The sequence below is a fragment of the Pseudarthrobacter raffinosi genome (assembly GCF_023913735.1).
Taxonomy (GTDB): Bacteria; Actinomycetota; Actinomycetes; order Actinomycetales; family Micrococcaceae; genus Arthrobacter; species Arthrobacter raffinosi.
The window spans coordinates 134,555-159,451 of sequence record NZ_JAMXBH010000009.1; the positions used below are offsets into that span (position 1 = coordinate 134,555).

Here is a 24,897-nt window from a genome sequence, read left to right on the forward strand (position 1 = left end):
CCTCCAAATTGGTGAAATCAGGACGCGGGGGGCTCCTGGAACGGCGTCGAATCCTGGCCATATTCGGCGGTCACCAGAATCGGCAGGTGGTCGGAGGCGCCGCGGGGCAGGGTTTCCACATTCTCGATGTTCAGTCCCAGGGACGTGGCAAAGTCGAAGTGGCCCTTGAATACTTTGTAGCGGGTGTAGGTCCTGCGGTCGCTGAGGGAGAGTTCGTAGCCGGTGTTCTTCATGTGTTCGTTGAGGTTCTTGGTGAAGAAGGGGTAGTTGAAGTCACCCACCATCAGAGTCATAAGGCCGGTGCCCATACCCAGGAGTTCCGCGTGGGCCGCGTGGATCTGGTTGCGCCGCAGCGAGTTGGTGGCGGTCAGCGGAGCGGCGTGGAACGAGGCGATAACCAGTTCGTGATCGGTCTCGTTGTCCCGCACGCGCGTGCCGATGAGGCGCTCATGGGCGGGCGCCAGGACCATGTCGTGCAGGGACTTTTTGAGCGCGAAGGTCTTGGTGCCGTGGGCCGTGAACCGGTCAGGCCGGTAGTAAATGGCCAGCCCAAGGCGGTTGCCCTTGGTGGAGTCGGCGAGCTGCAGCGGACCCAGCGTGTCCGGCAGGTCCGAGGTGTCACACTCCTGGAGGCACAGGGCATCGACGCCGAAGTTCTGGGCAAGATCAACCAGTTCCCCACTGGCCTGGTGCTTGCGGAGGTTGTAGCTAATGACGCGTATCAGTGGATTACCTCTTCTGAGGAGTAGCGGGTGGACCCAGTTCCTGAGTTTAGCCACCCGATGGGGGACGGTGCAGCAATACACCGCTGGATGTCAGGTGGCGCGGAACACCAGCCAGCCGGCGAGGGTGGACAGTCCCGTCAGGGCGGCACCCCACAGGATGTCCACAACAATGAGCTGCACCGGCCACGTCTTGAGCGTGGCGGCATTCGTCAGGTCATACGTCGCGTAGGCAAAGGCGCCCAGGGCGGCCCCATAGCCGACGGCGGTCAGCCAGCTGCCGCCGTCGAGCGCCGGCCGCAGCGCAAAGAAGACAATCCCCGCTATGTACATGACATAGAAAGCCACGGCGTAACCTAAGTGTGGCTTGTCTGCGAGCAGGTCACCGATGTGGCTGCGGTAGAACGGGTTCATGAGCTTGAGCCAGACGGCGTCGATGACCGCGAACGCAGCCGCGACGACAAGGAATTGCAATATGACCATAAGGGAGCTTAGCAATATGCAGGACGCCGAAGCGGGACTCCGGACGCTCACCGTGGTGCGGCAGGATCATTCCCTCGGCGCCGCACGTGACCTGGAATTCGGCCTCGAACTGCTGACCCAGGCGAAGACCGGCAGGATCGGCCCCACGCTGCGGCTGTACCGGCCCGCGCCGACTGTTGCCTTCGGCCAGCGGGATACCCGCCTGCCCGGCTTCGACGCGGCCGCCCGGGCCTGCCGCGAGCACGGATTCGAACCCCTGGTGCGGAAGGCCGGCGGACGCGCCGCCGCCTACCACGAGGGCACGCTGGTGGTGGACCATGTGATGCCCCATGCGGACGCCATTGCCGGTTCCAAGGGCCGGTTCAGCTTCTTTGGTGAGCTGCTGGCGCAGTCCCTGCGGGACGTCGGTGTGCAGGCAGCGGTTGGCGAAATTCCGGGGGAGTACTGCCCCGGGGAGTTCAGCGTTCACGGCACCCACCCGGACGACCCGGCGCACCGGATCAAGCTCGTGGGCACAGCGCAGCGCGTGGTGAGCGGCGGGTGGCTGTTCAGTTCCGTGATCGTGGTGGAAAATTCCGCCCCCATCCGCAGCGTCCTGACGGACAGCTATGCAGCCCTGGGCCTGGATTGGGACCCAGCCACCGCCGGCGCGGCCAACGATCTGGTGCCTGGCCTCATGGTCCAGGATGTTGAGGACGCCGTTATTGCCGCGTACGCGGGCCACGCCTCCCTCCAGCATGCCGACTTCAGCAGCTATGCAGGATTGGATACTCGGGAGGCGTAGCCCGCGCTTGCCGGGCTGGCTGGCCCGGTTTCAGACCGGCCGGGGCCCCTTTAGTGGCCCCGGGCGATCCATTCGTCCAGGTGCGGGGCTTCGACCCCGATGGTGGTGCTGGCGCCGTGGCCGGTCCGGACCACCGTTCCGGCCGGGAGCGGCAGCAGCCACGTCCGGATCGACTCGATGATGGTGGGGAAGTCGCTGTAGGACCTGCCCGTGGCGCCGGGGCCGCCCTGGAACAGGGTGTCGCCGCTGAAGAGCGAGCCCTCGCCGTCGGGTCCGTCAGCCAGGTGGAAGGACACCGAGCCGGGCGAGTGACCGGGGGTGTGCAGGGCCGTCAGGCTGGCCCCCGCCACTTCAATGACGTCGCCGTGATTGATGGCGACGTCGGGTTCCACATCCGGGTAGACGTTCCGCCACAGCATCCAGTCTTCCCGGTGGAGGTGGATCGGTGCCTGGACGAGGTCCCAGAAGTCAGCTACTGAACGGATGTGGTCGTCGTGGCCGTGGGTCAGCAGGATCGCCTTGAGCTTCCGGCCACCGACGGCCGCGGCTACGGCCTTGGCATCGTGCGCGGGGTCGATCACCACGCATTCCTCCTCGTTGCCCACGATCCAGACGTTGTTGTCCACATCCCAGGTACCGCCGTCGAGCGAAAACGTTCCGGACGTGACGAGACGATCGATCCGGACGCTCACAGTTCCACCACCGAACGCAGCACGGAACCGGAGTGCATCTTCTCGAACGCTTCCTCCACCTGGTCGATGGTGATCCGCTCGGTCACGAATGCATCCAGGTCCAGCTTGCCCTGCTTGTAGAGGCTGATCAGCATGGGAAAGTCCCGGGACGGCAGGCAGTCGCCGTACCAGGAGGACTTCAGCGAGCCGCCGCGGCCGAAGACGTCCAGCAGGGGCAGCTCCAGGGTCATCTCCGGCGTCGGGACGCCCACCAGCACCACGGTGCCGGCGAGGTCGCGGGCGTAGAACGCCTGCTTGTACGTTTCGGGGCGCCCGACGGCGTCAATCACCACGTCAGCGCCGAAGCCGCCGGTGAGTTCCCGGATTTTCTCGACAGGGTCCGTTGCGGAGGAGTCCACGGTGTGGGTGGCGCCGAGGCCCTTGGCACGGTCCAGCTTTTTCGCGTCGATGTCGACGGCGATGATGGTGGTTGCGCCGGCGAGCGCGGCGCCGGCGATGGCGGCCACGCCCACACCGCCGCAGCCGATGACGGCGACCGTATCACCGCGCTTGACGCCCCCGGTGTTGATGGCGGCGCCCAGTCCGGCCATGACGCCGCAGCCGAGCAGGCCGATGGCGGCAGCATCGGCGTCGGGATCCACCTTGGTGCACTGGCCGGCGGCAACGAGGGTCTTTTCCGCGAAGGCGCCGATGCCCAGGGCGGCGGACAGTTCGGTGCCGTCCTCAAGCGTCATCTTCTGGGTGGCGTTGTGGGTGTTGAAGCAGTACTGTGCCTGGCCCTTGGCACAGGCGCGGCAGTTGCCGCAGACGGCCCGCCAGTTGAGCACCACGCGGTCGCCCGGGGCGACGTCCGTGACGTCGGGGCCCACGGCGCTGACCACTCCGGTGGCCTCGTGGCCCAGGAGGAACGGGAAGTCATCGCTGATGCCGCCCAGTTTGTAGTGCAGGTCGGTGTGGCAGACGCCGCTGGTGATGATGTCCACCAGGGCCTCGCCCGGGCCCGGTTCCGGGACCAGGATGGTCTCCAGAGTGACCGGGGCCCCTTTGGAGCGGGCTACGACACCTTTGACTTTATGGACCACGAAAGGCTCCCTCAATGCAGATAGACAGAACGGGACCACACGGATGTTGGTCCCGTTCTGTCTACCACACGAGCTGCCGTGGTCAGGCTGCGAGGCGGCTCTTTACCTCGGCAGCGGAGGGGTTGGTGGCGGCGGTGCCGTCGGGGAAGAGCACGGTGGGGACGGTGCGGTTGCCGCCGTTGAGCTTCTCCACGAGGTCGGCTGTGCCCTCCACCTCTTCGATGTTGATTTCCGTGTAGCCGATGCCCTGCGCGTCCAGCTGCTTCTTCAGCCGGTTGCAGTAGCCGCACCAGGTGGTGGAAAACATGGTGATGGTGCCGTTCTCGGGGGTAAAGTCCACGGAGCTCTCCTGAAATCGTTGAGGGGGTTCGTTCCTGTCAACGGTAACCCGCGGCGGGCTATTCCCTGAGCCTGCCCGGCGGATGCGGTGCCGGATGACAGTACATAACGCTGATGGCATGCTGGAGCCATGTGTGGACGCTATGTGATGGCACGGGCCGTGGGTGACTTGCTGGCCGACTTTGATGCCCAGCTGGAAGAGGAAGTGCACCTTCCGCCGTCATGGAACGTGGCGCCGACCGACCACGTGCCGATCGTCTTGGAACGGCTGATCGACGACGGCCCCGTGCGGCAGCTGCATGTGGCCCGCTGGGGCCTGGTGCCGTCCTGGGCGAAGGATCCGGGCATCGGCCCCAAGATGATCAACGCGCGGAGCGAGACTGTGCTGGAGAAGCCGGCCTTCCGCAAGGCCGTGAAGTCACGTCGCTGCGCCGTCCCGGCGGACGGGTACTACGAATGGAAGCAGGGCACCGGCAAAGCCAAACAGCCCTACTACGTCCATCCAGGCAAAGGCAGCGGGATGGTGTTCGCGGGCCTGTATGAGTGGTGGAAGGATCCGTCCAAGGCCGAGGGTGATCCCGGACGGTGGATGCTCTCCACATCCATCCTGACGGCAGACACCCCGCCGCCCGGTGCCGAGTCCACAATTTTCGGCAAGCTCACCGCCTTGCACGACCGCGTGCCGCTGCCCATGGACCGGGCCACGATGGCGTCGTGGCTTGATCCGCAGATCGATGACGCCGCCTTCCTCGTGGACCTGGTCCGGGCCCACGTGAAGGAAGTCGCGGCCGACTGGCATGTGGATTCGGTAGGCACCGAGGTGGGCAACGTACGCAACAACTCCCCGGAACTGATCCGGCCGGTGGAAGCCTTGTTCTAAACCGGCACTCGGGGCCACATGCCCCTAAACGGTGACCTTGCCGGCGTCGTCCACTGTCCACGTGGGGTTGTAGGCAACTTCCCAGCGGAAGCCGTCCGGATCGGCGAAATAGCCGCTGTACCCGCCCCAGGGCTGGGTGACCGGCGCGGCGACGATAGTTGCCCCGGCCGATGCCGCTTCCGCCATGACCCGGTCCACCGCCTCGGTGCTGGGCAGGTTGTGGCTGAGCGTGATGCAGGGGACCGGGCCGGGGGCACCTACCCCCGCCTCGGCGTGCATCTGCGCGGCGTCCCACAGGGAAAGGATGAGGCCGTGGTTGACCTGGATGAACACCACATCGCCGGGAAACTCGCGGTGGACAGGCCAGCCGAGGCCCTCCGCGTAGAACCGGCGGGAGGCGTCAACACTGCGAACGCCTAGTGAGATGAAGTCGACTCTGGGCTGCATGCTTCGATACTCTCAGTTGATGGCAACAATTCAAGGAAACGATAGGGACGCTTTGGCCGACAAAGAACAGCTCGCTGCGGTTCGGATTGCGGTCGACGAAGTTGACGAGCAGATTGTCACCCTCATTGCGCGGCGTGAACGCCTGATCCGGATCGCCGGAACCCTGAAAGGGGACGACGCTGAAGTCCGCGCCCCCGGCCGGGTGGAACGGGTGATCGAGCATGTCCGGGCCGCCGCGGAAAAGAAGGACATTGACCCGGACATCGTGGAATCAACGTACCGGGCCATGATCTCGGGGTTCATTGAACTCGAAATGAAGGTCCACAAAGAAAGCAGCTGACGACGCGCCGGGTGCTGTCCGGACACAGTTCCGGCAGCACCTGCCGCGGTGTTCCCTAGAGCGTTTCGTCGACTTAGAGCGCTTCGTCGACGGCGACGCCCGACTGGAACTCCCGGCCGTCAGCCTCGCTGAAGGCCGACATGATGTGGCCCTTGCCCAGGCCATGGACGGCCGCGACGGGGAAGTTGCCGGTGATGGTGCTGCCCGAGTGCGTCACGCCGCCAAGATCAAAGTTTTCCTCGGCGCTCTGGTCATGGCTGAACGAGTAGAAGGCAATGGCCTCCCCGTTCATGAACTCAATGCCCAAGCGTCTTTGCGATGAGTAATCAGGGCTCGCCGCCACCAGTCCCACTACGTACGCACCTGCCCCCGGTATGTTGCCGTCGATATCAAAGGTTGCCACGAGCTTTTCGTCCTGGGCCTTGATGCTTACGTGCTTGAGGAGTGCGTCATTGGTGCTCATGCCACAATCCTGCCTCCCTGCTGCCCGTCCGTCCACCCCTGTCTAGGTTTTGTCGGAGCGTCGTCGTAGACTCAAGGTATTCGAACATGTATTCGAATACCTTGCTTTTGCATCAGCATTTTGCATCAGCTCCGTTCAGTTCCGGGAGGCGCCCATGGGTATGTTCAGCGAGTCCGTGGACGTTGTCTGCACCCCCGCCGGCCAGCCGCTGAACCTCCAGTGGGCCGGACGGCACTACACGGTGTGCGCCGAGCCCGTCCGGTGGTATGAACGCCGGCAGTGGTGGGCCGAGGAACGCCGTGCGCCGCTCGGCAGCGGGCCGGGGCTGGTGGACCACGAAATCTGGCGCGTCCAAGTGCAGGCGGACCCGCGGGGTGCCGGCCCCCGGGATGCAGGAGAGCCGCTCACCCTGGACCTGAGCCGGCATACCGGCAGCGGCCGCTGGAGGCTCCTGCGGATCCACGACGCCCTCCGGCCACAAACAGCATGAGCTTCTCCCACCTTCACGTTTCCACGGCCTTCAGTGCACACTATGGCGTTGCCTGGCCCGACGAACTGGCCCAGGTTGCCGCCGCGGACGGCGCAACCGCGCTCGCCTGCACGGACAGGGACGGCCTCTACGGCACCATCAAACACCTCAAAGCCTGCATGGAAGCCGGCATCGACCCCATCGTGGGGGTGGACCTTGCGGTTTTCGACGACGACGGCGACCACCGCACCCAGCTCGCCGGCAGGGTGGTGGTGCTCGCCCGCGGCCACAACAACGGGGCGGGCTACCGCGCACTGTGCCGGCTGGTGTCCGATGCCCATGCCCGCACCTCCGGCAAAGCCGGGGGAGCGGTGCCCGTGGCGGTCACCCGCGCCGAACTCGCCTCCCGCACGCTCGACCCCAAAACCCTGAAACCGGTCCTGACGGTCCTGATCGGCCCGGATTCCGACGTTGGACGGGCCATGAGCGGCCGGCGCTACCTCCGTCCGCGCACCCTTTTCAAAAGCTGGCTGGACGCCATGCCCCCAAGAACCCTGGTGGCGGAAGTCGTTTCCCAGCTCACTGCCCCCGGAGCGCCCCTGAGCACCGCCCACGCAGTACGAATGCTCAAACTCGCGGAAGAACACCACGTACCCGCCGTGCTCACCAACGCTGTCCGCTACTGCGCAGAGGACGGCGCCGCCACAGCTGACGTGCTCGACTCCGCCCGGACGCTGAAGTCCCTCCCCGAGCTCGCGGCCGAACCGCTGCTCCAGCCCAACGGGCAGGCCTGGCTCAAATCCTCAGCGCAGATGCTTCAGCTCGGCAAGGAAATCATCCGCGCCGCAGGGTATGGCGCAGCGGACCTCAAACAGCTGATGGCGCAGACCGAGGCGCTCGCCGACTTCTGCCGGATTGACCCGGTGACTGACATGGGCTGGAAGCAGCCGGTGGTCCCCGAGGCATCGGTCATAGGCATCAGCCGGGACCCGCACGATGAACTGGTGCAGCGCTGTGAGGCCGGGATCAGCAGGCGGTTCCCCGGAATATCAGGCTCAGCCCACAAGGACATGCGCTCGCGGCTGGAGCACGAGCTGGGAATCATCAGGAACCTCGGGTTTTCCTCCTATTTCCTCACGGTCGCGGAGGTCTCCCGGATGATCATGGACATGGGGGTCAGGGCAGCCGCCCGCGGTTCCGGGGCCTCCAGCCTGGTCAACTACCTGATTGATGTCAGCCAGGTGGACCCCCTGCAACACGACCTGATCTTCGAACGTTTCCTGTCCCGGGACCGGGCCACGTTGCCGGACATCGACATCGACGTCGAAAGCGCCGAACGGCACAACGTGTACCGGCGGATCTTTGACCGATTCGGTTCCGAGCGCGTCACGCTGATGAGCATGCAGAACGGGTACCGCGCACGCGGTGCCGTCCGCGACGCCGGGATGGCCCTGGGGATGGACGATGACGACGTCGGTGAGATAGCCAAGCAGCTGTGGCGTTTTTCGGCCCGGAAATTCCGTGAGGCACTGGTTGAGAAACCTGAGCTGCGGGAGTTCGCCGGGCGGGTGGAACAACGGGACTTCGCCGAAAACCAGCAGCTTGACCTGCTGGTGGACCTCACGGAACGGCTGGACCGGCTGCCCCGTCATATCTCCATGCATCCCTGCGGGGTGATCCTGGGCGATGCCACGCTGCTTGACCGGACCCCTGTGCAGCCCAGCGGGCTGGGGCTGCCCATGAGCCAGTTCGATAAACACGACATGGATCCCATGGGCATGCTCAAGCTTGATGTCCTGGGGGTCAGGATGCAGAGCGCGATGGCGTTTGCCGTCCGGGAAGTCATCCGGATCCATCCTTCCAAAGCGGAAGTGGTGGCGGCAGGGGCCCACCCTGCAGGTCCTGACGGGACCGGGCCGGACTACATCGCCGAGAACGGCCACATCGACCTCAACGCCGTGCCGCTGGATGATGAACCAACCTACGAACTGATCCGCAGCACCCACACCCTGGGCTGCTTCCAGATCGAGTCACCCGGCCAGCGTGAACTGATCGGCAAGCTGGCGCCGCGTGAGTTCAATGACCTCATCATCGACATTTCGCTGTTCCGGCCAGGCCCCATGAAATCGGACATGGTGCGGCCTTTCCTGGAGCACCGGCACGGCTTCGCGCCGGAGGTGTACCCGCACCCGGACCTGAAACCCGTGCTGCAGGAAACCCATGGCGTCACTGTCTTCCATGAACAGATCCTGAAAACCTTCCACGTGATGACCGGCTGCGGCCTGGCACGCGCGGATGAGTTCCGCCGGGCGCTCGGCAACGAGGTCCACGAGCTGAAAGTGGAAGAGTTCTTCCGCAAGGAGGCCCGGGTCAAGGGGTACTCCCCGGAAGTGGTGGACAAGGTCTGGGGGACCCTGAAAGCCTTTGGCAGTTTCGGCTTCTGCAAGGCGCACGGTGCGGCATTTGCCGTTCCCACCTACCAGTCCGCCTGGCTCAAGACGCACCACCCCGAGGCTTTCCTAGCCGGGCTGTGGGAACACGATCCCGGAATGTACCCCAAACGGCTGCTGGTGGCCGAGGCCCGCAGGCTGGGCATCCCCATCCTGCCGCTGGACATCAACCGCAGCCAGGCCGAGTACCGGGTGGAACGGGTGACGGACGGGCCGGACGCCGGCAAGCTGGGGATCAGGCTGAGCCTTAACGGCATCTATGGCCTGTCCGGGACCGAGCTCAAGCGGATTGTCGCCGGCCAGCCCTACGACTCCCTGGCTGACCTCCGTGCCCGGTCCAGGCTGAGCAAGCCAAGCATCAAAAGGCTCGCCCAGCTGGGTGCCTTTGACTCCCTGCACCGTGAATCGGGAGGCGCCGCCAACCGCGCAGACCTCGTCCAGCACCTGCAACAGCTCCAGGCCGCGGGCGGTACCCGGAAGGGCCTCGACATCATGGACGGGCAGCTGTCCCTGCCGCTGGGGGATGTGGAGCTGCGGAACGTCAAGCCCGGGCTTCCCGCGCCCACCCTGGTGGAAAACGTCCGGGCAGAACTGGACCTGATGGCCATTGATGTCAGCGGGCACCTGATGGACAGCCACCGGCCCATGCTGGACCGGCTGGGGGTCACCACTGCAGACAAACTGTTGAGCCTGCGCAACGGCACCGAGGTGCTGGTGGCCGGGGTGCGCATCGCCACCCAGACACCGCCCATGCGTGGCGGCCGGCGGGTGGTGTTCATCAGCATCGACGATGGCACCGGCTGCGTCGACTCCGTGTTTTTCCATGAAGCCCAGGAACAGGCGGGGCTGCTGCTGTTCGGCACCAGGCTGCTGCTGATCCGGGGCACCACCCGGCGGACAGGTCCCCGGGGAATCAGCCTGAGCGCCAGCATGGCCTGGGACCTGAGCCGGGTGGAATCCCTGCCGTTCGCGGCGGATCGGGTGGAGAGCACCGATGTGCCGCATCCTTTGGACGGGATCAGCCGAAGCCTGGCGATTACCGGAATGGGCGGCTGAGCGGCCGCGGTCCCGTTGGTCGGCCTCCCGGGAACCCGATAGCATTGACGATGGCTGGCTGTGGTCCCCGTACGCCGCAAGCTATGAAGCCTAAAACTTTGAATAGGAGACACCCGTGTCAGATGCCCAGCAGATCACCCTCATCGTCGATGGCGAAGAGACCAAGGTGACTACCGGGACAACCGGTGCGGAACTCTTCTTTGAGCGCCGCGATGTTGTTGTTGCCCGCGTCAACGGCGAGCTGAAGGACCTGGACCAGGAGCTGCCCGAGGGCGCCGAGATCGAGGGCGTCACCATCGATTCCCCGGACGGACTGGACGTACTCCGCCACTCCACCGCCCACGTCATGGCCCAGGCCGTGCAGCAGCTGCGCCCGGACGCCAAGCTGGGCATCGGCCCGTACATCACCGACGGCTTCTACTTCGACTTCGACGTCGCAGAACCGTTCACCCCCGAGGACCTCAAGACCCTCGAGAAGATGATGCTCAAGATCGTCAACCAGAACCAGAAGTTCGTCCGCCGCGTGGTCAGCGAGGACGAGGCCCGCGAGGCCATGAAGAACGAGCCCTACAAGCTCGAACTCCTGGGGAAGAAGAACAACGCCGCCGAAGCCGGCGAGGGCGTCAACGTCGAGGTCGGCGCCGGCGACATCACCATCTACAACAATGTCGAGCGCAAAGAGGGCACCACGGTCTGGTGCGACCTCTGCCGCGGCCCGCACCTGCCCAACACCAAGCTCATCTCCAACGCCTTCGCCCTGACCCGATCCTCCTCCGCGTACTGGCTGGGCAACCAGAAGAACCAGCAGCTGCAGCGCATCTACGGCACCGCCTGGCCCACCAAGGAAGCGCTCAAGGCCTACCAGGAGCGCATCGCCGAGGCTGAGCGGCGCGACCACCGCAAGCTCGGCGTCGAACTTGACCTGTTCTCCTTCCCTGACGAGCTGGGCTCCGGCCTGCCCGTGTTCCACCCCAAGGGCGGCATTATCCGCAAGGAGATGGAGGACTACTCCCGCCAGCGCCACGTCGACGCCGGCTACGAGTTCGTCTACACGCCCCACATCACCAAGGGTCACCTGTACGAAGTCTCGGGCCACCTGGACTGGTACAAGGAGGGCATGTTCCCGGCCATGCATGTGGACGCGGAACTCAACGAGGACGGCACCGTGCGCAAGCCCGGCCAGGACTACTACCTGAAGCCGATGAACTGCCCCATGCACAATCTGATCTTCCGCTCGCGTGGACGGTCCTACCGCGAACTGCCCCTGCGTCTCTTCGAGTTCGGTTCGGTCTACCGGTACGAAAAGTCCGGCGTGGTACACGGCCTGACCCGGGTCCGTGGCATGACACAGGACGACGCCCACATCTACTGCACCCGCGAGCAGATGAAGGACGAACTCACCAAGACCCTGAAGTTCGTGCTCGACCTGCTGAAGGACTACGGCCTGAACGACTTCTACCTGGAGCTGTCCACCAAGGACCCGGAGAAGTACGTCGGCGAAGACGCAGCCTGGGAAGAAGCTACCCGGACACTCGCCGAAGTGGCCGAGGAATCCGGCCTGGAACTCGTCGCGGATCCGGGCGGCGCGGCCTTCTACGGCCCGAAGATCTCCGTCCAGACCAAGGATGCACTCGGGCGAACCTGGCAGATGTCCACCATCCAGCTGGACTTCAACCTCCCGGAACGCTTCGAGCTGGAATTCCAGGCAGCTGACGGCACGCGCCAGCGTCCTGTGATGATCCACCGTGCGCTCTTCGGTTCCATCGAGCGGTTCATGGGTGTCCTCACCGAGCACTACGCCGGCGCGTTCCCCGCGTGGCTTTCCCCCGTGCAGGTGGTGGGCATCCCGGTGGCCGAAACGTTCAACGAATACATGTTCGACGTCGTTGACCAGCTCAAGGCGGCGGGCATCCGCGCAGAGGTGGATACGTCCTCGGACAGGTTCCCCAAGAAGATCCGCACCGCCAGCAAGGACAAGATCCCGTTTGTCCTGATCGCCGGCGGCGACGACGCCGAGGCGGGCGCGGTGTCCTTCCGTTTCCGTGACGGGAGCCAGGACAACGGCGTGCCGGTGGCCGAGGCCGTCAAGCGGATCACGGAAGCCGTCCGTAACCGGACCAGCTAGCGGAAACGGATAAGAACACGGTGCAGGAGAACACAGGCGCAGGCTATCCAGGGGATGCCGGCGTGACAGATGACTTTGAGCTCGCGGGCGTGCCGGATGCTTTCCAGCGCCTGTGGACTCCGCACCGGATGGCCTACATCAAGGGCGGCCAGCACCAGTTCAAGGGCGAGTTCGACTGTCCCTTCTGCGTGGGTCCGGGCCGGACTGACGAGGAAGCCCTGATCGTCTACCGGGGGAAGACCAGTTACGTGGTCCTCAACCTGTTTCCCTACAATCCGGGGCACCTCCTGGTCTGCCCGTACCGGCATGTCCCGGACTACACGGACCTCACGGTGGAAGAGACCGCGGAATTTGCGGAGATCACCCAGACGGCCATGCGGGTCCTGCGCAAGGTGGCGAACCCGGGCGGGTTCAACCTCGGCATGAACCAAGGCGTAGTTGGCGGGGCAGGAATCGCCGCGCACCTGCACCAGCACATCGTGCCGCGCTGGGGCGGGGACGGCAACTTCTTCCCCATCATTGCCCAGACCAAGGCCATCACGCAGACCCTGGATGAAGTCCGCCAGCAGGTTGCAGAGGCCTGGCCCGGGGAGACGGATGCTGAATAGGCATGCGCGCGGGTTTTTCACCGCGCTTTTCACTCCGCTTGCGCGCTGGCTCCTGAAAATCGGTGTTTCCCCTGATGCTGTGACGGTCATCGGAACCGCCGGCGTGGTGGTGGGTGCGTTGGTCTTCTACCCCCTCGGCCAGCTCTGGTGGGGGACCCTGTTCATTACCGCGTTCATTTTCTCGGACGTGCTTGACGGCATTATGGCCCGGCTGCGGGACACTGGCGGCCGCTGGGGAAACTTCCTGGACTCCACCCTGGACAGGATCGCCGACGGCGCGCTGTTCGCGGGTGTGGCCATCTGGTTCTTCACCGGGGGCGACGATTACGCCATCGCCGTCGCCGCCATGCTGTGCCTCGTTTTGGGCATGGTGGTCTCGTATGCGCGGTCCAAGGCCGAATCCCTTGGCTTCACGGCGAATGTGGGCATCGCCGAGCGCGCCGAGAGACTGGTTTCGGTGCTCGTGGTCACCGGATTTACCGGCCTGGGATTGCCCCCGGTGGTTCTTCTGGTGACGCTTGGACTCCTGGCCTTGGCCAGCCTCATCACGATCATCCAGCGCGTAGCCACCGTCCACCGCCAGGCCTTTGCGGAGTCCGCAGCTTCGGATTAAGCCTGATTAAGCCCGCCGCCTGCCGTGGGACTAGTATTGTGACTGCCCGGTCAATGGATCCGGCAACCCGGTGCGTGTACTTTCGGTTTCTTGCCGCCCTCACGCCCGGCGAAGATCATCTATCTACCCATAGGGGTTTTTGTGTCTACACCTGATGTAAGCAGCGAAGCCGGTTCGTCCGCGAACAGCGTCACGGGCAGCAACCGCGTCAAGCGGGGCATGGCCGAGATGCTCAAGGGCGGCGTCATCATGGACGTCGTCAACGTTGAACAGGCCCGCATCGCCGAAGACGCCGGTGCCGTTGCAGTGATGGCGCTCGAACGCGTTCCGGCCGATATCCGTGCCCAGGGCGGCGTGTCCCGGATGTCGGACCCGGACATGATCGAGGCGATCATCGCAGCCGTGTCCGTCCCGGTCATGGCCAAGGCCCGGATCGGCCACTTCGTGGAGGCCCAGGTCCTGCAGTCGTTGGGCGTGGACTACATTGACGAGTCCGAGGTCCTGACCCCGGCCGACTACGTCCACCACATCGACAAGTGGAACTTCAAGGTTCCCTTCGTCTGTGGCGCCACGAACCTTGGTGAGGCGCTGCGCCGCATCAACGAGGGCGCGGCCATGATCCGTTCCAAGGGTGAGGCCGGCACCGGCGACGTCTCCAACGCCACCGGGCACATGCGCCAGATCCGCGCCGAGATCGCCAAGCTTGCCGCTCTGCCCGAGGACGAGCTCTACGTCGCGGCCAAGGAACTGCAGGCCCCGTACGAACTGGTCAAGGAAGTTGCCGCGGCCGGTAAGCTCCCGGTGGTGCTGTTCACCGCGGGCGGCATCGCCACCCCAGCCGACGCTGCGATGATGATGCAGCTCGGCGCTGACGGCGTGTTCGTCGGTTCGGGCATCTTCAAGTCCGGCAACCCGGCCCAGCGTGCCGCTGCCGTGGTCAAGGCCACCACGTTCTTCGATGACCCCGACGTCATTGCCAAGGCCTCCCGCGGCCTCGGCGAGGCCATGGTGGGCATCAACGTCGACGAGATCCCGCAGCCGCACCGCCTCTCCGAGCGCGGCTGGTAACAACTCCAAAGCAGTACGACGGCGGCGGGTCACTTTTCGAAGGTGGCCCGCCGCCGTCGTCGGTGGTTGAGCCTGTCGAAACCCCATCGATTGCTCCGTAACCGCCGTTATGGGCCCTCAAAACGGCTGTTACGGAGCAACCGATGAGGGGGTTAGTCGAGGCCGCGGCGTTTCAGCAGGGGCTCCAGCCGGGCGTCCCGGCCGCGAAGCGCGCGGAAGGATTCCAGCGGGTCCCTGCTGTTGCCGCGGGAGAGCAGCTCCTGGCGGAAGCGTTCACCGTTGGTGCGCGTTATGCCGCCGTTCTCGGTGAACCAGTCCACGGTTTCGGCATCCAGCGCCTCACTCCAGATGTACGAGTAATAGCCGGCCGCATAGCCAGCCCCGGCGAAGATGTGCTGGAAATAGCCGGTGCGATAACGCGGCGGGATCAGGGCATGAGCCACGCCCACGGCCGCGAGGGACTTCGCCTCAAACGCCAGGACGTCGTCGGGGATTTCGGTTTCGTCCAGCACATGCCAGGCCAGGTCCAGCAGCGCGGCACCGAGGTATTCCGTGGTCCCGAAGCCTTCGCCCCAGAGCCGTGAGTCGTTCAGCTTGTCCACCACCTGCTGCGGAAGCGGTTCGCCGGTGGCGTGGTGCCGGGCATAATGGGCAAGCACCTCCGGCCACAGGATCCACATCTCGTTGACCTGCGACGGGTATTCCACAAAGTCACGGGGGACAGCAGTCCCGGCGAACCGCGGATACGTCACGTTCGACAACAAGCCGTGGAGTGCGTGTCCGAACTCGTGGAAAGTGGTGCGCAGCTCGTCCAGCGTCAGGAGTGTGGGCTCGCCTGCCGGCGGCTTGGAGATGTTGAGGTTGTTGATCACCACGGGCCGGGTGCCCAGCAGGCCCGACTGGTCCACCAGCGAGTTCATCCAGGCGCCGCCCCGCTTGGATTCGCGGGTGTAGTAGTCGCCCAGGAACAATCCCAGTCCGCTGCCGTCCTGGTCCCGGACTTCCCAGACGCGGACATCCGGGTGGTAGCCTGCGAGGTCCTTGCGTTCGTGGAACGTGATGCCGTAGAGGGATGTGGCGGCGAAGAAGACGCCGTCCCGGAGCACGCGTTCCAGCTCGAAATAGGGGCGGAGTGCCTGCTCGTCCACGGCGTATTTTTCCCGCCGCACCTTGGCTGAGTAAAACGCCCAGTCCCAGGCCTCCAGCGGATGCCCTGCCGCCTCGGTCAGGGCCGCAGCCTCGGCGTCGGCATTGCGCACAGCCGCCGGGGCCAGCCTGGTCAGCATGGACTGGACCGCGTCAAAGTCGCGGGCCGTCTGGCGGTCCACCACGAGTTCGGCATAGTTGGCGAAACCCAGAAGGGCTGCCTTTTCAGCGCGCAGGCGTGCCGTCGACCTGGCCAGTTCCAGGACGTCCAGGCTGCCGCCATCACTGCCCCGGCCGATGGAAGCTTCAAACAGCCGACGGCGGATGTCCCGGTTTTCGAGGGCAGCCAGGGCAGGCTGGTTGCTGGGCTGGATCAGCGTCAGCAGGAATTTTCCGTCGTGGCCAACGGCGCGGGCCGCCTCAGCAGCGCTGGCGACATCGTCCGCCGGCAAGCCGGCCAGTTCGGCTGCCGTGTCCAGCAGCAAGGCAGAAGATTTCATGGCCTCCTTGACCCGCTGGCCAAACTCCGTGCCCAGTTTGGACAGCTCCGCGTTGATTTCCTTCAGCCGTTCCTGGTCCGGCTTTTCGAGCTGGATCCCGGACTGGCGGAATTCCTTCACGTACTCCTCCACGAGCCGGACGGACTCACCGTCCTGCCCGGAGGTGTCAATCGCCGCGAACCTGTCGAACAGTGCCCGGTTGAGGTAGATTTCGTCCTGATGCGCCGAAATGCGGGGTGAGAGTTCGGTTTCCAGGTCACGGATTTCGTCTGTTGCGTCGGCTGAGGCAAGGGTGAAGAAGGAGTCGGCCGCCCGCTGGAGCAGTTGGCCGGACTTCTCCATGGCCAGGGCCGTGTTCTCGAAGTCCGCCGGCGCCGGGTTGTCCACGATCGCCAGGATTTCCACCAGATGTTCCGTCAGGCCAGCGTCGATGGCTTCGGCGTAATCGGTTGGTTTGATCCGGGCAAAAGGCGGCAGCCCATAGGGCAGCGCGCTGGCGCTGAGGAGGGGATTCGTCATCACGCTAACCTTTCACACTGGCGCATGCTTCTCAACGCGCGGCTTTGCCGAATTTGCGCGGCGGCCAGACCTACAATGACGCTTATGGGGAAAAGGTTGGGCGCTGCTTCGGTGCGCGCTGTTGCTGTTCGTTCCGCTGCTGCGGTGTCCGCCGGCGCCCTGGCCGCTGCCCTGCTGGCAGGATGCGGCCTGGTCGCCGAACAGACCGCTCCTTCCTCCGGTGCAGCTGCGAGTACCGGCGCCGGGACAAGGCAGCCAAGCCCGACGGCGACCCCCACCCCGACGCCCACTCCCACCCCCGGCGCGGGGCCGGCCTGCCCCACGCTGCGGTGCACGTCCGTCGTCGTGACCGGCGACATGCTGGTCCACACCCAACTCTGGCAACAGGCCCGCGACGATGCCGCCGCAGCAGACAAACCAGGGCTGGACTTCACCCCGCTCCTCGAAGGCCAACGAAAGTACATCCACGCCAGCGACCTCGCTATCTGCCACCAGGAAACGCCCGTGGCCGGGCCCGATGGCCCGTTCTCCGCGTACCCGTCATTCAACGTCCCGCCGCAGATCATCACAGCCGTTAAGGCGGTGGGGTACCAGGCCTGCACCACCGCGAGCAACCACACGATCGACCGGAGCACGGACGGAGTACTGCGTACCCTGGACGCCCTGGATGCGGAGGGGCTGAAGCACACCGGTTCCTACCGCACCCAGACCGAGTCGCAGGGAATCCTGATCCTGCAGACCAACGCCGCCAAGATTGCCATCATCCAGGGAACCTACGGGCTCAACGGCCAATACCCTGAATACGACTGGCAGGTGGACATGCTGGACGCGCCCACCATGATCGCCAAGGCCGTGAAGGCGCGGGCTCTCGGCGCGGACATCGTGCTCGGTGCCATGCACGCCGGCGACGAGTATGCCAGTGAAGCCAACGCTCAGCAGCAGGAGGTGGCCCACGCCCTGGTGGACAGCGGCCAGTTCACCATGATCTACGGCCACCACACCCACTCGGTGCTGCCCATCGAAAACTACAAGGGAACCTGGATCGTCTACGGCCTGGGCAACGGAGTCGCCGAACTGTCGCCCTGGTACGTAGTGAACAACGAGGGCCTGCTCGTGCGGGCACAGTTCAGCCAGGACGCAGCCGGGAAGTGGACGGCGTCGGACCTGACCTGGGCCCCCTCGGTGATTGTCCGCGACCCGTACCGCTGGTGCTCGGTGGCAACCGATGCACCGCAAGGCGTCTGTGCAACTCCCGAGGCCGACGCCGCCACCAGGGTGAGGACCGCCACGGTGGTGGACTCGATGGGCGCGGCTGCTGCCGGCGCGCACGAACTGCTGATCACCAAGGATCCCTGAGACGGTTCGACGGGGAAATCGTCCGCGCAGCGCTACTCAGCGCGGACGGCGCGTTGCGTGCTCCCGGGCCAGCACCGCGTAGCGGTCGTCCGGGGCGCCGGCCGTGAAGGTGCCGTATTTACGCTCGGCGGCGGTCCTTATGAGGAAGTCGGCGATGGCAGGGTTCTTGGGCAGCAGCGAACCGTGCAGGTAGCTGGCCACCACATTCTTGTAGCGCGCGCCCTCGTGGCCGTCGCTGCTGTTGTTGCCGGTACCTTTCGCGGTGGTCCCCAACGGCCGGACGCCCGCACCCAGCGTGGTCTGCCCGCTGTGGTTCTCGTATCCCAGCACCTCGCCGAACTCTTCGGTGGCCACCCGGACGTTGCCGATCAGGCGCTCGTCCGTGCCGTGTGTCTCCACGTCCAGGACACCGATGCCCGGTATGACCGAGCCTAAGCGGGTCTTGAAGAAGCGCCCGAACAGCTGGTACAGCCCGCAGATCACCAGCATGGGTGCGCCGTCCTCGGCCAGCTTCGTGAGGACGCCGGCCTGCGACTGCAGGTCGTCCTTGATGACCAGCTGTCCGCTGTCCTGGCCGCCGCCCCCGACAATCAGGTCAACGTCGGCCGGAAACTCGTCGCCGACGTTGTACTCCAACAGATCCGGGGTGAAGCCGTGCCAGCTGATCCGCTGCTTGAGCACCAGGGCGTTGCCCCAGTCGCCGTAGATGTTCATGTCCCGCGGGTAGAGCTGCAGGACCCGGATGGTCCCCTTGGAATTCTGTTCGACGCCGTCCGGCCCGATGCCGGTTGATTCAGCGGTCATGAGACCACCTCCACTGTGGTGATTTTGGACAGCTCGCGGCGGATGGCCAGCATGGCTGTGTAGGTGCAGAAGATCCGCTTCGGTTTGCCCTTGGCGTCCCGGATGAACGCGGCGAGTGCGGGCGCGATCTCCGGCTGGACCCCGCAAATCCGGACGTCGTCATACTGCAGCCGCAGCGCCATGTCGTAGGCGCGGGAACCTGTCAGCTGGTCCACGCCGCCGTCGCGGAGCGAATCGAATTCCACGTCCCAGAGCCAGGACATGTCCCGGCCGTCGGCGTAGTTGTCGTTGATGGCGATCATGGTGGCGTAACCGCCCGCGGGGAAGGACTTCAGTCCCAGCCGGAAACCGCTGGGGTTCTTCACCAGGACGAGGTCCAGGGGCTGGCCGTCCACCGTGAGGCTTTCGCCGCGGCCGAACGCCGGCTCCACCTGGGACAGCGCGGTGAGCAGGGTGGCGTGGTCGGCTGTGGCGGCACCGCCGCCACAGATGCTGCGGGCCAGGGTCAGCGCCGCAGCCGCGTTAAAGATGTTGTAGACGCCGCGGAGCTTCATCGCGGTGGTGACCGTGGCGCCGTCGTACTCAAAATCGGCGGTGTCCGGCCCCACTTTGCGGAGTACGACGTCGGCGGCTGGCTTGTGGGGGAGCGCTGCGGGGGCGGGGCTGCCGGGCGCTGCCCGCATGTCGTCGTCGTTGGGGAACGTGCTAAGGAGCGAATCGTCCAGGCCGAAGTACTGGACGTCCTGGCCGGTGAGGGTTTCCGCGATGCGGGCCACCCGCGGATCCTCCCGGTTGAGGACCACGGTTCCGGTGGTTTTGTCGGCGATGTGCTGCAGCAGCTGGGCCGTTTTGTCGATCTCGCCGAACCGGTCCAATTGGTCACGCAGGACGTTGAGCAGCAGGCTGTACCGCGGCGGAACACGGTTCACAAAATGCGTGGCGTGGGCTTCGTCGAGCTCCAGCACGGCGACGTCGGCCCGGAGCCTGCCGCGCCAGTCCACTTCGCCCAGCAGGGCCGCCGCCACGCCGCGGGTGAAATTGCTGCCGGTGCGGTTGGTGAAGACCTTCAGGCCCTGGCTTTCCAGGAGTTCCACCACCATCTTGGTGGTAGTGGTTTTGCCGTTGGTTCCGCTCACCACGGCGACGCCGTGGGGGATCGTGGAGAGTGTCCGCTGCATAAAGCCGGGATCGATTTTTTCGACCACCAGCCCGGGCAGCGCGGACCCTCCGCCCCTGAGCCGGGACACCCGGCGGACCAGCTTGCCGAGCGGAACACTGATGTAAAGCATGCTCTGTAATATATCCCAGCAACGGCATAGAACCCTTCCCGGAAGCGCTTCCGGCGCCGCCCCGGGACCAGCGCACATTATGCTGATTGGATGACAAACCCCCTTTCGGCTGCTTCTGCACGCGTGGGCTCGGGCCTCCGGATCGGCGTCCTGGCACTTCAGGGCGACTTCCGCGAACACCTCCGGGCCGTGGAAGCTGCGGGTGCCGCCGGCGTCGGAATCCGCCGCCCCTCCGAACTGGACGGCCTGGACGGCCTCATCATTCCCGGCGGAGAATCCACGGCCATCGACAAGCTGGCCCGCGCCTTTGAGCTGGCCGGACCGTTGAAGGACCGGATCCGCGACGGACTGCCGGTCTACGGTTCCTGCGCCGGCATGATCCTCCTCGCCGACGAGATCGCCGATCCGGCCACAGACCTGGCCGGCAACCCGCAGCAGACCTTCGGCGGCCTGGACATCACAGTGCGGCGCAACGCCTTCGGCCGCCAGCGCGAGTCATTCGAAACGGACCTGGATTTCAAGGGCCTGGACTTCAGCGCCACGGAATCCGGTGTCGCTCCGGTGCACGCGGTGTTCATCCGCGGACCCTGGGTGGAACGCGTCGGCGACGGCGTGGAGATACTGGCACAGGTGGAGCCCGCAGACCCTGAGCTCGCGTCCCACGCGGCGACTCTGCCGGGGACAGCTAGAATTGTTGCAGTGCGTTCCGGCCACCTGCTGGCCACCTCCTTCCACCCGGAAGTGACTGGGGAGAAACGCGTACATGAACTTTTTATCCGCATGATCAGAGGAGACGCGTAAAGCATGTCAGGACACTCCAAATGGGCGACTACCAAGCACAAGAAGGCCATCCTCGATAGCCGCCGTGCAAAATCGTTCGCCAAACTGATCAAGAACATCGAAGTCGCCGCGCGTATGGGCGGACCGGACCTCGCCGGCAACCCGGGCCTGGAACTCGCCGTCACCAAGGCCAAGAAGACCTCCGTTCCGGCCGACAATATCGACCGTGCCATCAAGCGTGGCGCCGGCCTCACCGGCGAAGTGGTTGACTACACCGAGATCATGTACGAATGCCGCGGCCCGCAGGGTTCGGCGCTGCTGATCGAGTGCCTCACGGACAACAAGAACCGAGCCGCCTCCGAGGTCCGCCTGGCCATCTCCCGCAACGGCGGCACCATCGCCGATCCCGGTTCGGTGAGCTACCTGTTCAGCCGCAAGGGCGTTGTCTCGCTGCCGAAGAACGGCCTGAGCGAGGACGACGTCCTGATGGCCGTCCTCGACGCCGGAGCCGAGGAAGTCAAGGACAACGGGGAAAGCTTCGAGATCCACTCCGAGCCGACCGACCTCCAGGCCATCCGCGATGCCCTCAAGGAAGCCGGAATCGAATACGAGACCGACGAGGCCGAGTTTGTGCCGTCCATGCAGGTGCCGCTGGACCTCGATGCCGCCAAGAAGTTCATGAAGCTCGTGGACGCCCTGGAAGAGCTCGACGACGTCCAGAACGTGTACAGCAACGCCGACCTCAGCGACGAAGTCCAGGCCGCCCTGGAAGCCGAGTGACCTTCGGCTTTGTGGCCTAAGGCGGATGTCCCAGGGTGACCCTGCGCGTATTAGGCGTTGACCCGGGCCTCACCCGGTGCGGCATCGGCGTGGTGGACGTCGAGCGGAACAGGCGCGCCACAATGGTGGCAGTCGGAGTGGTGGGTACCTCTCCCGAGGAGACCCTGGACCAGCGCCTGCTGGTTATTGCCTTGGCCATCGACGAGTGGCTGGACCGCTACGAACCCCAGGTGCTCGCCGTCGAACGCGTTTTTTCCCAGCTCAACGTCAGCACGGTAATGGGCGTGGCACAGGCCTCCGGTGTGGTGATTGCCGCCGCGGCCCGGCGCGGCATCCCGGTGGCTCTGCATACGCCGTCGGAAGTGAAAGCAGCGGTGACCGGCAGCGGTACCTCCAACAAGGAAGCCGTGACCAAACTCGTCACAAAAATCCTCAGGCTGGACGCGCCGCCGCGGCCGGCGGACGCTGCAGATGCCCTGGCCCTTGCCATCACCCACGCCTGGCGCGCGGGCAGCGGAGCCGCGGTGGCCACCACCGGCCCCGGCAGCCTGTCGCTGACGCCTGCCCAGCGCGCGTGGGCCGATGCCGAGGTGAAAGCGCGCCGCGCACGCTGAATGTCCGGGGCGCTTGCTAGGGTATTCGTAGATATGTTCGGATAGCCGGTCCTACCCCCAAGAGCCCGGCAGTACACCAGGAGCCCGGCTTTGATCAGTTTCCTTCGCGGAACCGTAGCGCACGTTGGCCTTTCCGCTGCCGTGATCGACCTCAACGGGGCGGGCATGAGCGTCAACGCTACACCGCAGACCCTCAGCCGCCTCCGCACCGGCGAGGAAGGCAAGCTCTTCACGTCGCTGATCGTGCGCGAGGATTCCCTCACCCTGTTCGGTTTTGCCACCGACGACGAACGCGAGGTCTTCGATGTCCTGCTCAGCGTCAGCGGCGTAGGTCCGCGGCTCGCGCTGGCGGTGCTCGCCGTGCACGAGCCTGAAGAGATCAGGGTTGCCGCGCACACGAGTGACAGCAAGACGTTCACCACGGTGCCCGGCATCGGCCCCAAAGTGGCCGGCCGGATTGTGCTGGAACTGGCCGGCAAGCTGGTGCCCCACGGAACGGCAGGTGCCGCCGGCGTGTCCACTCCGGCCGAAGCGGCCTGGAAGCCCCAGGTGGTGGCGGCCATGACCAGCCTCGGGTGGTCGGAAAAGGATGCCGGTGCCAGCATCGAGAAGGCCCTTGCAGACGATCCCGAGGTGGAATTCCGTGGCAATGTGGCCGAGATCCTGCGGACCACGCTGCGCTGGCTGGGCCAGGACGGCGCGCGGGCCGGTAACCGCGTAGGCAGCCGTGGCTGAGCCTTCTGTGGTGGCGGCTGGGGAGGAACCCGAGGAACGGGCGATTGAAGCCGCCCTCCGGCCGAAGAACCTCGATGACTTCGTCGGCCAGCACCGGGTCCGCAGGCAACTCTCGCTGGTCCTGCAGGCCTCCCGGATGCGGGGGCGCAGCGCGGACCACGTGCTGTTTTCCGGCCCTCCGGGCCTCGGCAAAACAACCCTGGCCATGATCGTGGCCGCTGAAATGAACGCGCCACTGCGGATCAGCAGCGGTCCGGCCATCCAGCACGCCGGCGACCTCGCCGCCATCCTTTCCTCCCTTTCCGAAGGGGAGGTCCTCTTCCTGGACGAGATCCACCGGATGTCCAGGCCGGCAGAGGAAATGCTCTACATGGCCATGGAAGATTTCCGTGTGGACATTGTGGTGGGCAAGGGCGCCGGGGCCACCGCCATTCCGTTGGAACTGCCGCCCTTCACCCTGGTGGGTGCCACCACGCGCGCCGGTCTGCTGCCCGGCCCGCTTCGGGACAGGTTCGGGTTCACCGGGCATTTGGAGTTCTACAGCGTTGCCGAGCTCGAACTGGTGCTCAGGCGCTCCGCCGGCCTGCTGGACCTCAAGGTCAACTCTGCGGGCTTCAGCGAAATTGCCGGCCGGTCCCGCGGTACGCCACGTATCGCCAACCGCCTGCTCCGCCGGGTCCGGGACTGGGCACTCGTGCATGGGATTGAGCAGATTGATGCCCGCGCCGCTTCCGCTGCCCTGGACATGTATGAAGTGGATAAGCGAGGCCTGGACCGGCTGGACCGGGCAGTCCTGGAGGCACTCATTACGAAGTTCGGCGGGGGACCCGTGGGACTTTCCACCCTGGCCATTGCGGTGGGGGAGGAGACCGAGACCGTGGAAACGGTGGCGGAACCGTTCCTGGTGCGCGAAGGCCTGCTGGGCCGGACGCCCAGGGGACGCATCGCCATGGCTCCGGCCTGGACCCACTTGGGTTTCGCCGTACCGGCAGGAGTTTTCGGGCAGGAACCGCTTGATCTGTTCGAACCGGACCCGGAAAGCGCCGAGTCCGCGGCCGAATGGGCACCGAACGGCCAATAGCACTGTCCTCCCAGCTTTTCCCTTTAGACTGGTATGACTCCCGGCACGTTCGGGTCTGTGTTCCCGCGACGGCTCCGAGGAGCCGCTGCCTGCCAGGCAGGATTCTCTGCAATGGGGAACGACGCGGACGCTGCCAAACACCCGATACGCCAGTACAGAACGGAATCTTCCCTGTGGATCCAATGAACATCGTCTTGTTCGCAATGCTCGGAATCTTTATCTTCATGATGTTCCGCCGCAACAAGAAGACCAAGGAGCAGCAGGCAACGCTGCAGTCCCAGTTCGAGCCCGGTGTTGAGGTCATGACAAGCTTCGGACTCTTCGGCCGGATTGTCTCCATGGACGACGCCGAGAACAAGGTTGTCCTGGAACTCTCGCCCGGGAACCTGGCCACCGTCCACCGCCAGTCAGTGACCAAGATCGTGGAGCCTGTCGAAGCCGAGACTCCGGTCGTCCCGGATGACGCCTCAGCCCTGACCACTGAAGAAGCGGGCACCCCGACGGCATCCGCCGAAACCCCGGACGAGACCCTGAAGCGACACAACGACGAGGGCAAGAAGGACAGCTAGTCCTCGCCGCACGGCAGCCCGCGTTACAACACCTCTACGGCTGGGGACAACCGCCGGTGGGACTGATAGCTCCCGCCGGTGGTTCCTCCGTAAATAAGAGAAA

26 protein-coding genes are annotated in these 24,897 nt (G+C 65.3%); 16 read left to right on the forward strand and 10 right to left on the reverse strand.

What is annotated here, in order from left to right; translation table 11 throughout:
* Positions 1 to 17: 17 nt before the first annotated feature.
* Positions 18 to 722 carry an endonuclease/exonuclease/phosphatase family protein gene (locus NG698_RS10215; protein ID WP_104060881.1) on the reverse strand — a complete coding sequence of 235 codons (705 nt, stop codon included), beginning with the start codon at positions 720 to 722 and terminating at the stop codon, positions 18 to 20.
* Between the two features lie 93 nt (positions 723 to 815).
* Positions 816 to 1,205, reverse strand: a complete 390-nt coding sequence (locus NG698_RS10220; protein WP_252609580.1) for a DUF2177 family protein — start codon at positions 1,203 to 1,205, stop codon at positions 816 to 818.
* Here NG698_RS10220 and NG698_RS10225 point away from each other — a divergent pair.
* On the forward strand, positions 1,198 to 1,989 hold the full coding sequence (locus tag NG698_RS10225) for a lipoate--protein ligase family protein (protein WP_374209882.1): 792 nt from the start codon (positions 1,198 to 1,200) through the stop codon (positions 1,987 to 1,989). The genes NG698_RS10220 and NG698_RS10225 overlap by 8 nt on opposite strands.
* A 50-nt stretch (positions 1,990 to 2,039) precedes the next feature.
* Here the strand turns inward: NG698_RS10225 and NG698_RS10230 are convergent, their stop codons facing one another.
* The 3 genes from NG698_RS10230 to NG698_RS10240 form a co-directional block, all read right to left on the reverse strand.
* Positions 2,040 to 2,681, reverse strand: a complete 642-nt coding sequence (locus NG698_RS10230; protein ID WP_252609582.1) for an MBL fold metallo-hydrolase — start codon at positions 2,679 to 2,681, stop codon at positions 2,040 to 2,042.
* Positions 2,678 to 3,763 (reverse strand): S-(hydroxymethyl)mycothiol dehydrogenase, encoded by a 1,086-nt coding sequence (locus NG698_RS10235; RefSeq protein WP_252609583.1) that lies wholly within the window; start codon positions 3,761 to 3,763, stop codon positions 2,678 to 2,680. Before NG698_RS10235 ends, NG698_RS10230 begins: the two co-directional genes overlap by 4 nt.
* A gap of 82 nt (positions 3,764 to 3,845) precedes the next feature.
* Positions 3,846 to 4,103, reverse strand: coding sequence for a mycoredoxin (locus tag NG698_RS10240; protein WP_056340387.1), 258 nt, complete (start codon positions 4,101 to 4,103; stop codon positions 3,846 to 3,848).
* A 147-nt stretch (positions 4,104 to 4,250) separates the two neighbouring features.
* Here NG698_RS10240 and NG698_RS10245 point away from each other — a divergent pair, with 147 nt between their 5' ends.
* Entirely contained in the window at positions 4,251 to 4,982 is a 732-nt protein-coding gene (locus NG698_RS10245; protein WP_252609619.1) for an SOS response-associated peptidase, read from the forward strand.
* 24 nt (positions 4,983 to 5,006) lie between these two features.
* Here NG698_RS10245 and NG698_RS10250 read toward each other — a convergent pair whose 3' ends face one another.
* Entirely contained in the window at positions 5,007 to 5,429 is a 423-nt protein-coding gene (locus NG698_RS10250) for a VOC family protein (RefSeq protein ID WP_104060766.1), read from the reverse strand.
* Between the two features lie 19 nt (positions 5,430 to 5,448).
* On the opposite strand from NG698_RS10250, the gene NG698_RS10255 reads away from it, so the two are divergent.
* Positions 5,449 to 5,769, forward strand: coding sequence for a chorismate mutase (locus NG698_RS10255; protein ID WP_104060765.1), 321 nt, complete (start codon positions 5,449 to 5,451; stop codon positions 5,767 to 5,769).
* A 73-nt stretch (positions 5,770 to 5,842) separates the two neighbouring features.
* Here the strand turns inward: NG698_RS10255 and NG698_RS10260 are convergent, their stop codons facing one another.
* Positions 5,843 to 6,232, reverse strand: coding sequence for a hypothetical protein (locus NG698_RS10260; protein WP_252609585.1), 390 nt, complete (start codon positions 6,230 to 6,232; stop codon positions 5,843 to 5,845).
* 154 nt (positions 6,233 to 6,386) lie between these two features.
* On the opposite strand from NG698_RS10260, the gene NG698_RS10265 reads away from it, so the two are divergent.
* From NG698_RS10265 to pdxS, 6 genes are all read left to right on the forward strand, one after another.
* Positions 6,387 to 6,722 (forward strand): DUF6504 family protein, encoded by a 336-nt coding sequence (locus tag NG698_RS10265; RefSeq protein ID WP_104060764.1) that lies wholly within the window; start codon positions 6,387 to 6,389, stop codon positions 6,720 to 6,722.
* On the forward strand, positions 6,719 to 10,207 hold the full coding sequence (locus NG698_RS10270; RefSeq protein ID WP_252599466.1) for a DNA polymerase III subunit alpha: 3,489 nt from the start codon (positions 6,719 to 6,721) through the stop codon (positions 10,205 to 10,207). Before NG698_RS10265 ends, NG698_RS10270 begins: the two co-directional genes overlap by 4 nt.
* Positions 10,208 to 10,322: 115 nt before the next feature.
* Positions 10,323 to 12,332, forward strand: coding sequence for a threonine--tRNA ligase (gene thrS, locus NG698_RS10275; protein ID WP_252599465.1), 2,010 nt, complete (start codon positions 10,323 to 10,325; stop codon positions 12,330 to 12,332).
* 20 nt (positions 12,333 to 12,352) lie between these two features.
* A complete protein-coding gene (locus NG698_RS10280) occupies positions 12,353 to 12,940 on the forward strand; it encodes an HIT family protein (RefSeq protein WP_252599464.1) in 588 nt (195 codons plus the stop codon).
* Positions 12,930 to 13,553: a phosphatidylinositol phosphate synthase gene (gene pgsA, locus NG698_RS10285; protein WP_058932331.1), complete on the forward strand. Its 624-nt coding sequence runs from the start codon at positions 12,930 to 12,932 to the stop codon at positions 13,551 to 13,553. Before NG698_RS10280 ends, pgsA begins: the two co-directional genes overlap by 11 nt.
* Before the next feature lie 141 nt (positions 13,554 to 13,694).
* A complete protein-coding gene (gene pdxS, locus NG698_RS10290) occupies positions 13,695 to 14,621 on the forward strand; it encodes a pyridoxal 5'-phosphate synthase lyase subunit PdxS (protein WP_308216167.1) in 927 nt (308 codons plus the stop codon).
* Positions 14,622 to 14,773: 152 nt separating this feature from the next.
* Here pdxS and NG698_RS10295 read toward each other — a convergent pair whose 3' ends face one another.
* Entirely contained in the window at positions 14,774 to 16,786 is a 2,013-nt protein-coding gene (locus tag NG698_RS10295) for a M3 family metallopeptidase (RefSeq protein ID WP_252609586.1), read from the reverse strand.
* An 84-nt stretch (positions 16,787 to 16,870) separates the two neighbouring features.
* On the opposite strand from NG698_RS10295, the gene NG698_RS10300 reads away from it, so the two are divergent.
* A complete protein-coding gene (locus NG698_RS10300; RefSeq protein ID WP_252609587.1) occupies positions 16,871 to 18,142 on the forward strand; it encodes a CapA family protein in 1,272 nt (423 codons plus the stop codon).
* Positions 18,143 to 18,178: 36 nt separating this feature from the next.
* Here NG698_RS10300 and NG698_RS10305 read toward each other — a convergent pair whose 3' ends face one another.
* Both NG698_RS10305 and NG698_RS10310 read right to left on the reverse strand, forming a co-directional pair.
* Positions 18,179 to 18,946, reverse strand: a complete 768-nt coding sequence (locus NG698_RS10305) for a type 1 glutamine amidotransferase (protein ID WP_252609588.1) — start codon at positions 18,944 to 18,946, stop codon at positions 18,179 to 18,181.
* Positions 18,943 to 20,235, reverse strand: a complete 1,293-nt coding sequence (locus NG698_RS10310) for a Mur ligase family protein (protein ID WP_252609589.1) — start codon at positions 20,233 to 20,235, stop codon at positions 18,943 to 18,945. Before NG698_RS10310 ends, NG698_RS10305 begins: the two co-directional genes overlap by 4 nt.
* Positions 20,236 to 20,325: 90 nt before the next feature.
* Here NG698_RS10310 and pdxT point away from each other — a divergent pair, with 90 nt between their 5' ends.
* The 6 genes from pdxT (at position 20,326) to yajC (ending at position 24,794) form a co-directional block, all read left to right on the forward strand.
* Positions 20,326 to 21,036, forward strand: a complete 711-nt coding sequence (gene pdxT, locus NG698_RS10315) for a pyridoxal 5'-phosphate synthase glutaminase subunit PdxT (RefSeq protein ID WP_252609590.1) — start codon at positions 20,326 to 20,328, stop codon at positions 21,034 to 21,036.
* Between the two features lie 3 nt (positions 21,037 to 21,039).
* Positions 21,040 to 21,795, forward strand: a complete 756-nt coding sequence (locus NG698_RS10320; RefSeq protein ID WP_058932337.1) for a YebC/PmpR family DNA-binding transcriptional regulator — start codon at positions 21,040 to 21,042, stop codon at positions 21,793 to 21,795.
* A gap of 35 nt (positions 21,796 to 21,830) precedes the next feature.
* Positions 21,831 to 22,409: a crossover junction endodeoxyribonuclease RuvC gene (gene ruvC / locus NG698_RS10325; protein WP_252599459.1), complete on the forward strand. Its 579-nt coding sequence runs from the start codon at positions 21,831 to 21,833 to the stop codon at positions 22,407 to 22,409.
* Positions 22,410 to 22,499: 90 nt separating this feature from the next.
* Positions 22,500 to 23,144, forward strand: a complete 645-nt coding sequence (gene ruvA, locus NG698_RS10330; protein WP_252609591.1) for a Holliday junction branch migration protein RuvA — start codon at positions 22,500 to 22,502, stop codon at positions 23,142 to 23,144.
* A complete protein-coding gene (gene ruvB / locus NG698_RS10335) occupies positions 23,137 to 24,225 on the forward strand; it encodes a Holliday junction branch migration DNA helicase RuvB (RefSeq protein WP_252599458.1) in 1,089 nt (362 codons plus the stop codon). The genes ruvA and ruvB overlap by 8 nt, the downstream gene beginning before the upstream one ends.
* A gap of 182 nt (positions 24,226 to 24,407) precedes the next feature.
* The gene (gene yajC / locus NG698_RS10340) at positions 24,408 to 24,794 is read left to right on the forward strand and encodes a preprotein translocase subunit YajC (RefSeq protein ID WP_252599457.1); all 387 of its coding nucleotides are present in this window, start codon (positions 24,408 to 24,410) and stop codon (positions 24,792 to 24,794) included.
* The last annotated feature ends 103 nt before the right edge of the window (positions 24,795 to 24,897 follow it).

Excerpts from the sequence above, each read along its gene's own strand:
- NG698_RS10250 (WP_104060766.1), bottom strand. The coding sequence starts at position 5,429 with ATGCAGCCCAGAGTCGACTTCATCTCACTAGGCGTTCGCAGTGTTGAC.
- NG698_RS10320 (WP_058932337.1), top strand. The coding sequence starts at position 21,040 with ATGTCAGGACACTCCAAATGGGCGACTACCAAGCACAAGAAGGCCATC.
- NG698_RS10310 (WP_252609589.1), bottom strand. The coding sequence starts at position 20,235 with ATGCTTTACATCAGTGTTCCGCTCGGCAAGCTGGTCCGCCGGGTGTCC.
- NG698_RS10220 (WP_252609580.1), bottom strand. The coding sequence starts at position 1,205 with ATGGTCATATTGCAATTCCTTGTCGTCGCGGCTGCGTTCGCGGTCATC.
- NG698_RS10305 (WP_252609588.1), bottom strand. The coding sequence starts at position 18,946 with ATGACCGCTGAATCAACCGGCATCGGGCCGGACGGCGTCGAACAGAAT.
- NG698_RS10300 (WP_252609587.1), top strand. The coding sequence starts at position 16,871 with ATGGGGAAAAGGTTGGGCGCTGCTTCGGTGCGCGCTGTTGCTGTTCGT.
- NG698_RS10270 (WP_252599466.1), top strand. The coding sequence starts at position 6,719 with ATGAGCTTCTCCCACCTTCACGTTTCCACGGCCTTCAGTGCACACTAT.
- yajC (WP_252599457.1), top strand. The coding sequence starts at position 24,408 with ATGAACATCGTCTTGTTCGCAATGCTCGGAATCTTTATCTTCATGATG.
- pdxT (WP_252609590.1), top strand. The coding sequence starts at position 20,326 with ATGACAAACCCCCTTTCGGCTGCTTCTGCACGCGTGGGCTCGGGCCTC.
- NG698_RS10255 (WP_104060765.1), top strand. The coding sequence starts at position 5,449 with ATGGCAACAATTCAAGGAAACGATAGGGACGCTTTGGCCGACAAAGAA.
- NG698_RS10245 (WP_252609619.1), top strand. The coding sequence starts at position 4,251 with ATGGCACGGGCCGTGGGTGACTTGCTGGCCGACTTTGATGCCCAGCTG.
- NG698_RS10225 (WP_374209882.1), top strand. The coding sequence starts at position 1,198 with ATGACCATAAGGGAGCTTAGCAATATGCAGGACGCCGAAGCGGGACTC.
- NG698_RS10265 (WP_104060764.1), top strand. The coding sequence starts at position 6,387 with ATGGGTATGTTCAGCGAGTCCGTGGACGTTGTCTGCACCCCCGCCGGC.
- NG698_RS10295 (WP_252609586.1), bottom strand. The coding sequence starts at position 16,786 with ATGACGAATCCCCTCCTCAGCGCCAGCGCGCTGCCCTATGGGCTGCCG.
- pgsA (WP_058932331.1), top strand. The coding sequence starts at position 12,930 with ATGCTGAATAGGCATGCGCGCGGGTTTTTCACCGCGCTTTTCACTCCG.
- NG698_RS10260 (WP_252609585.1), bottom strand. The coding sequence starts at position 6,232 with ATGAGCACCAATGACGCACTCCTCAAGCACGTAAGCATCAAGGCCCAG.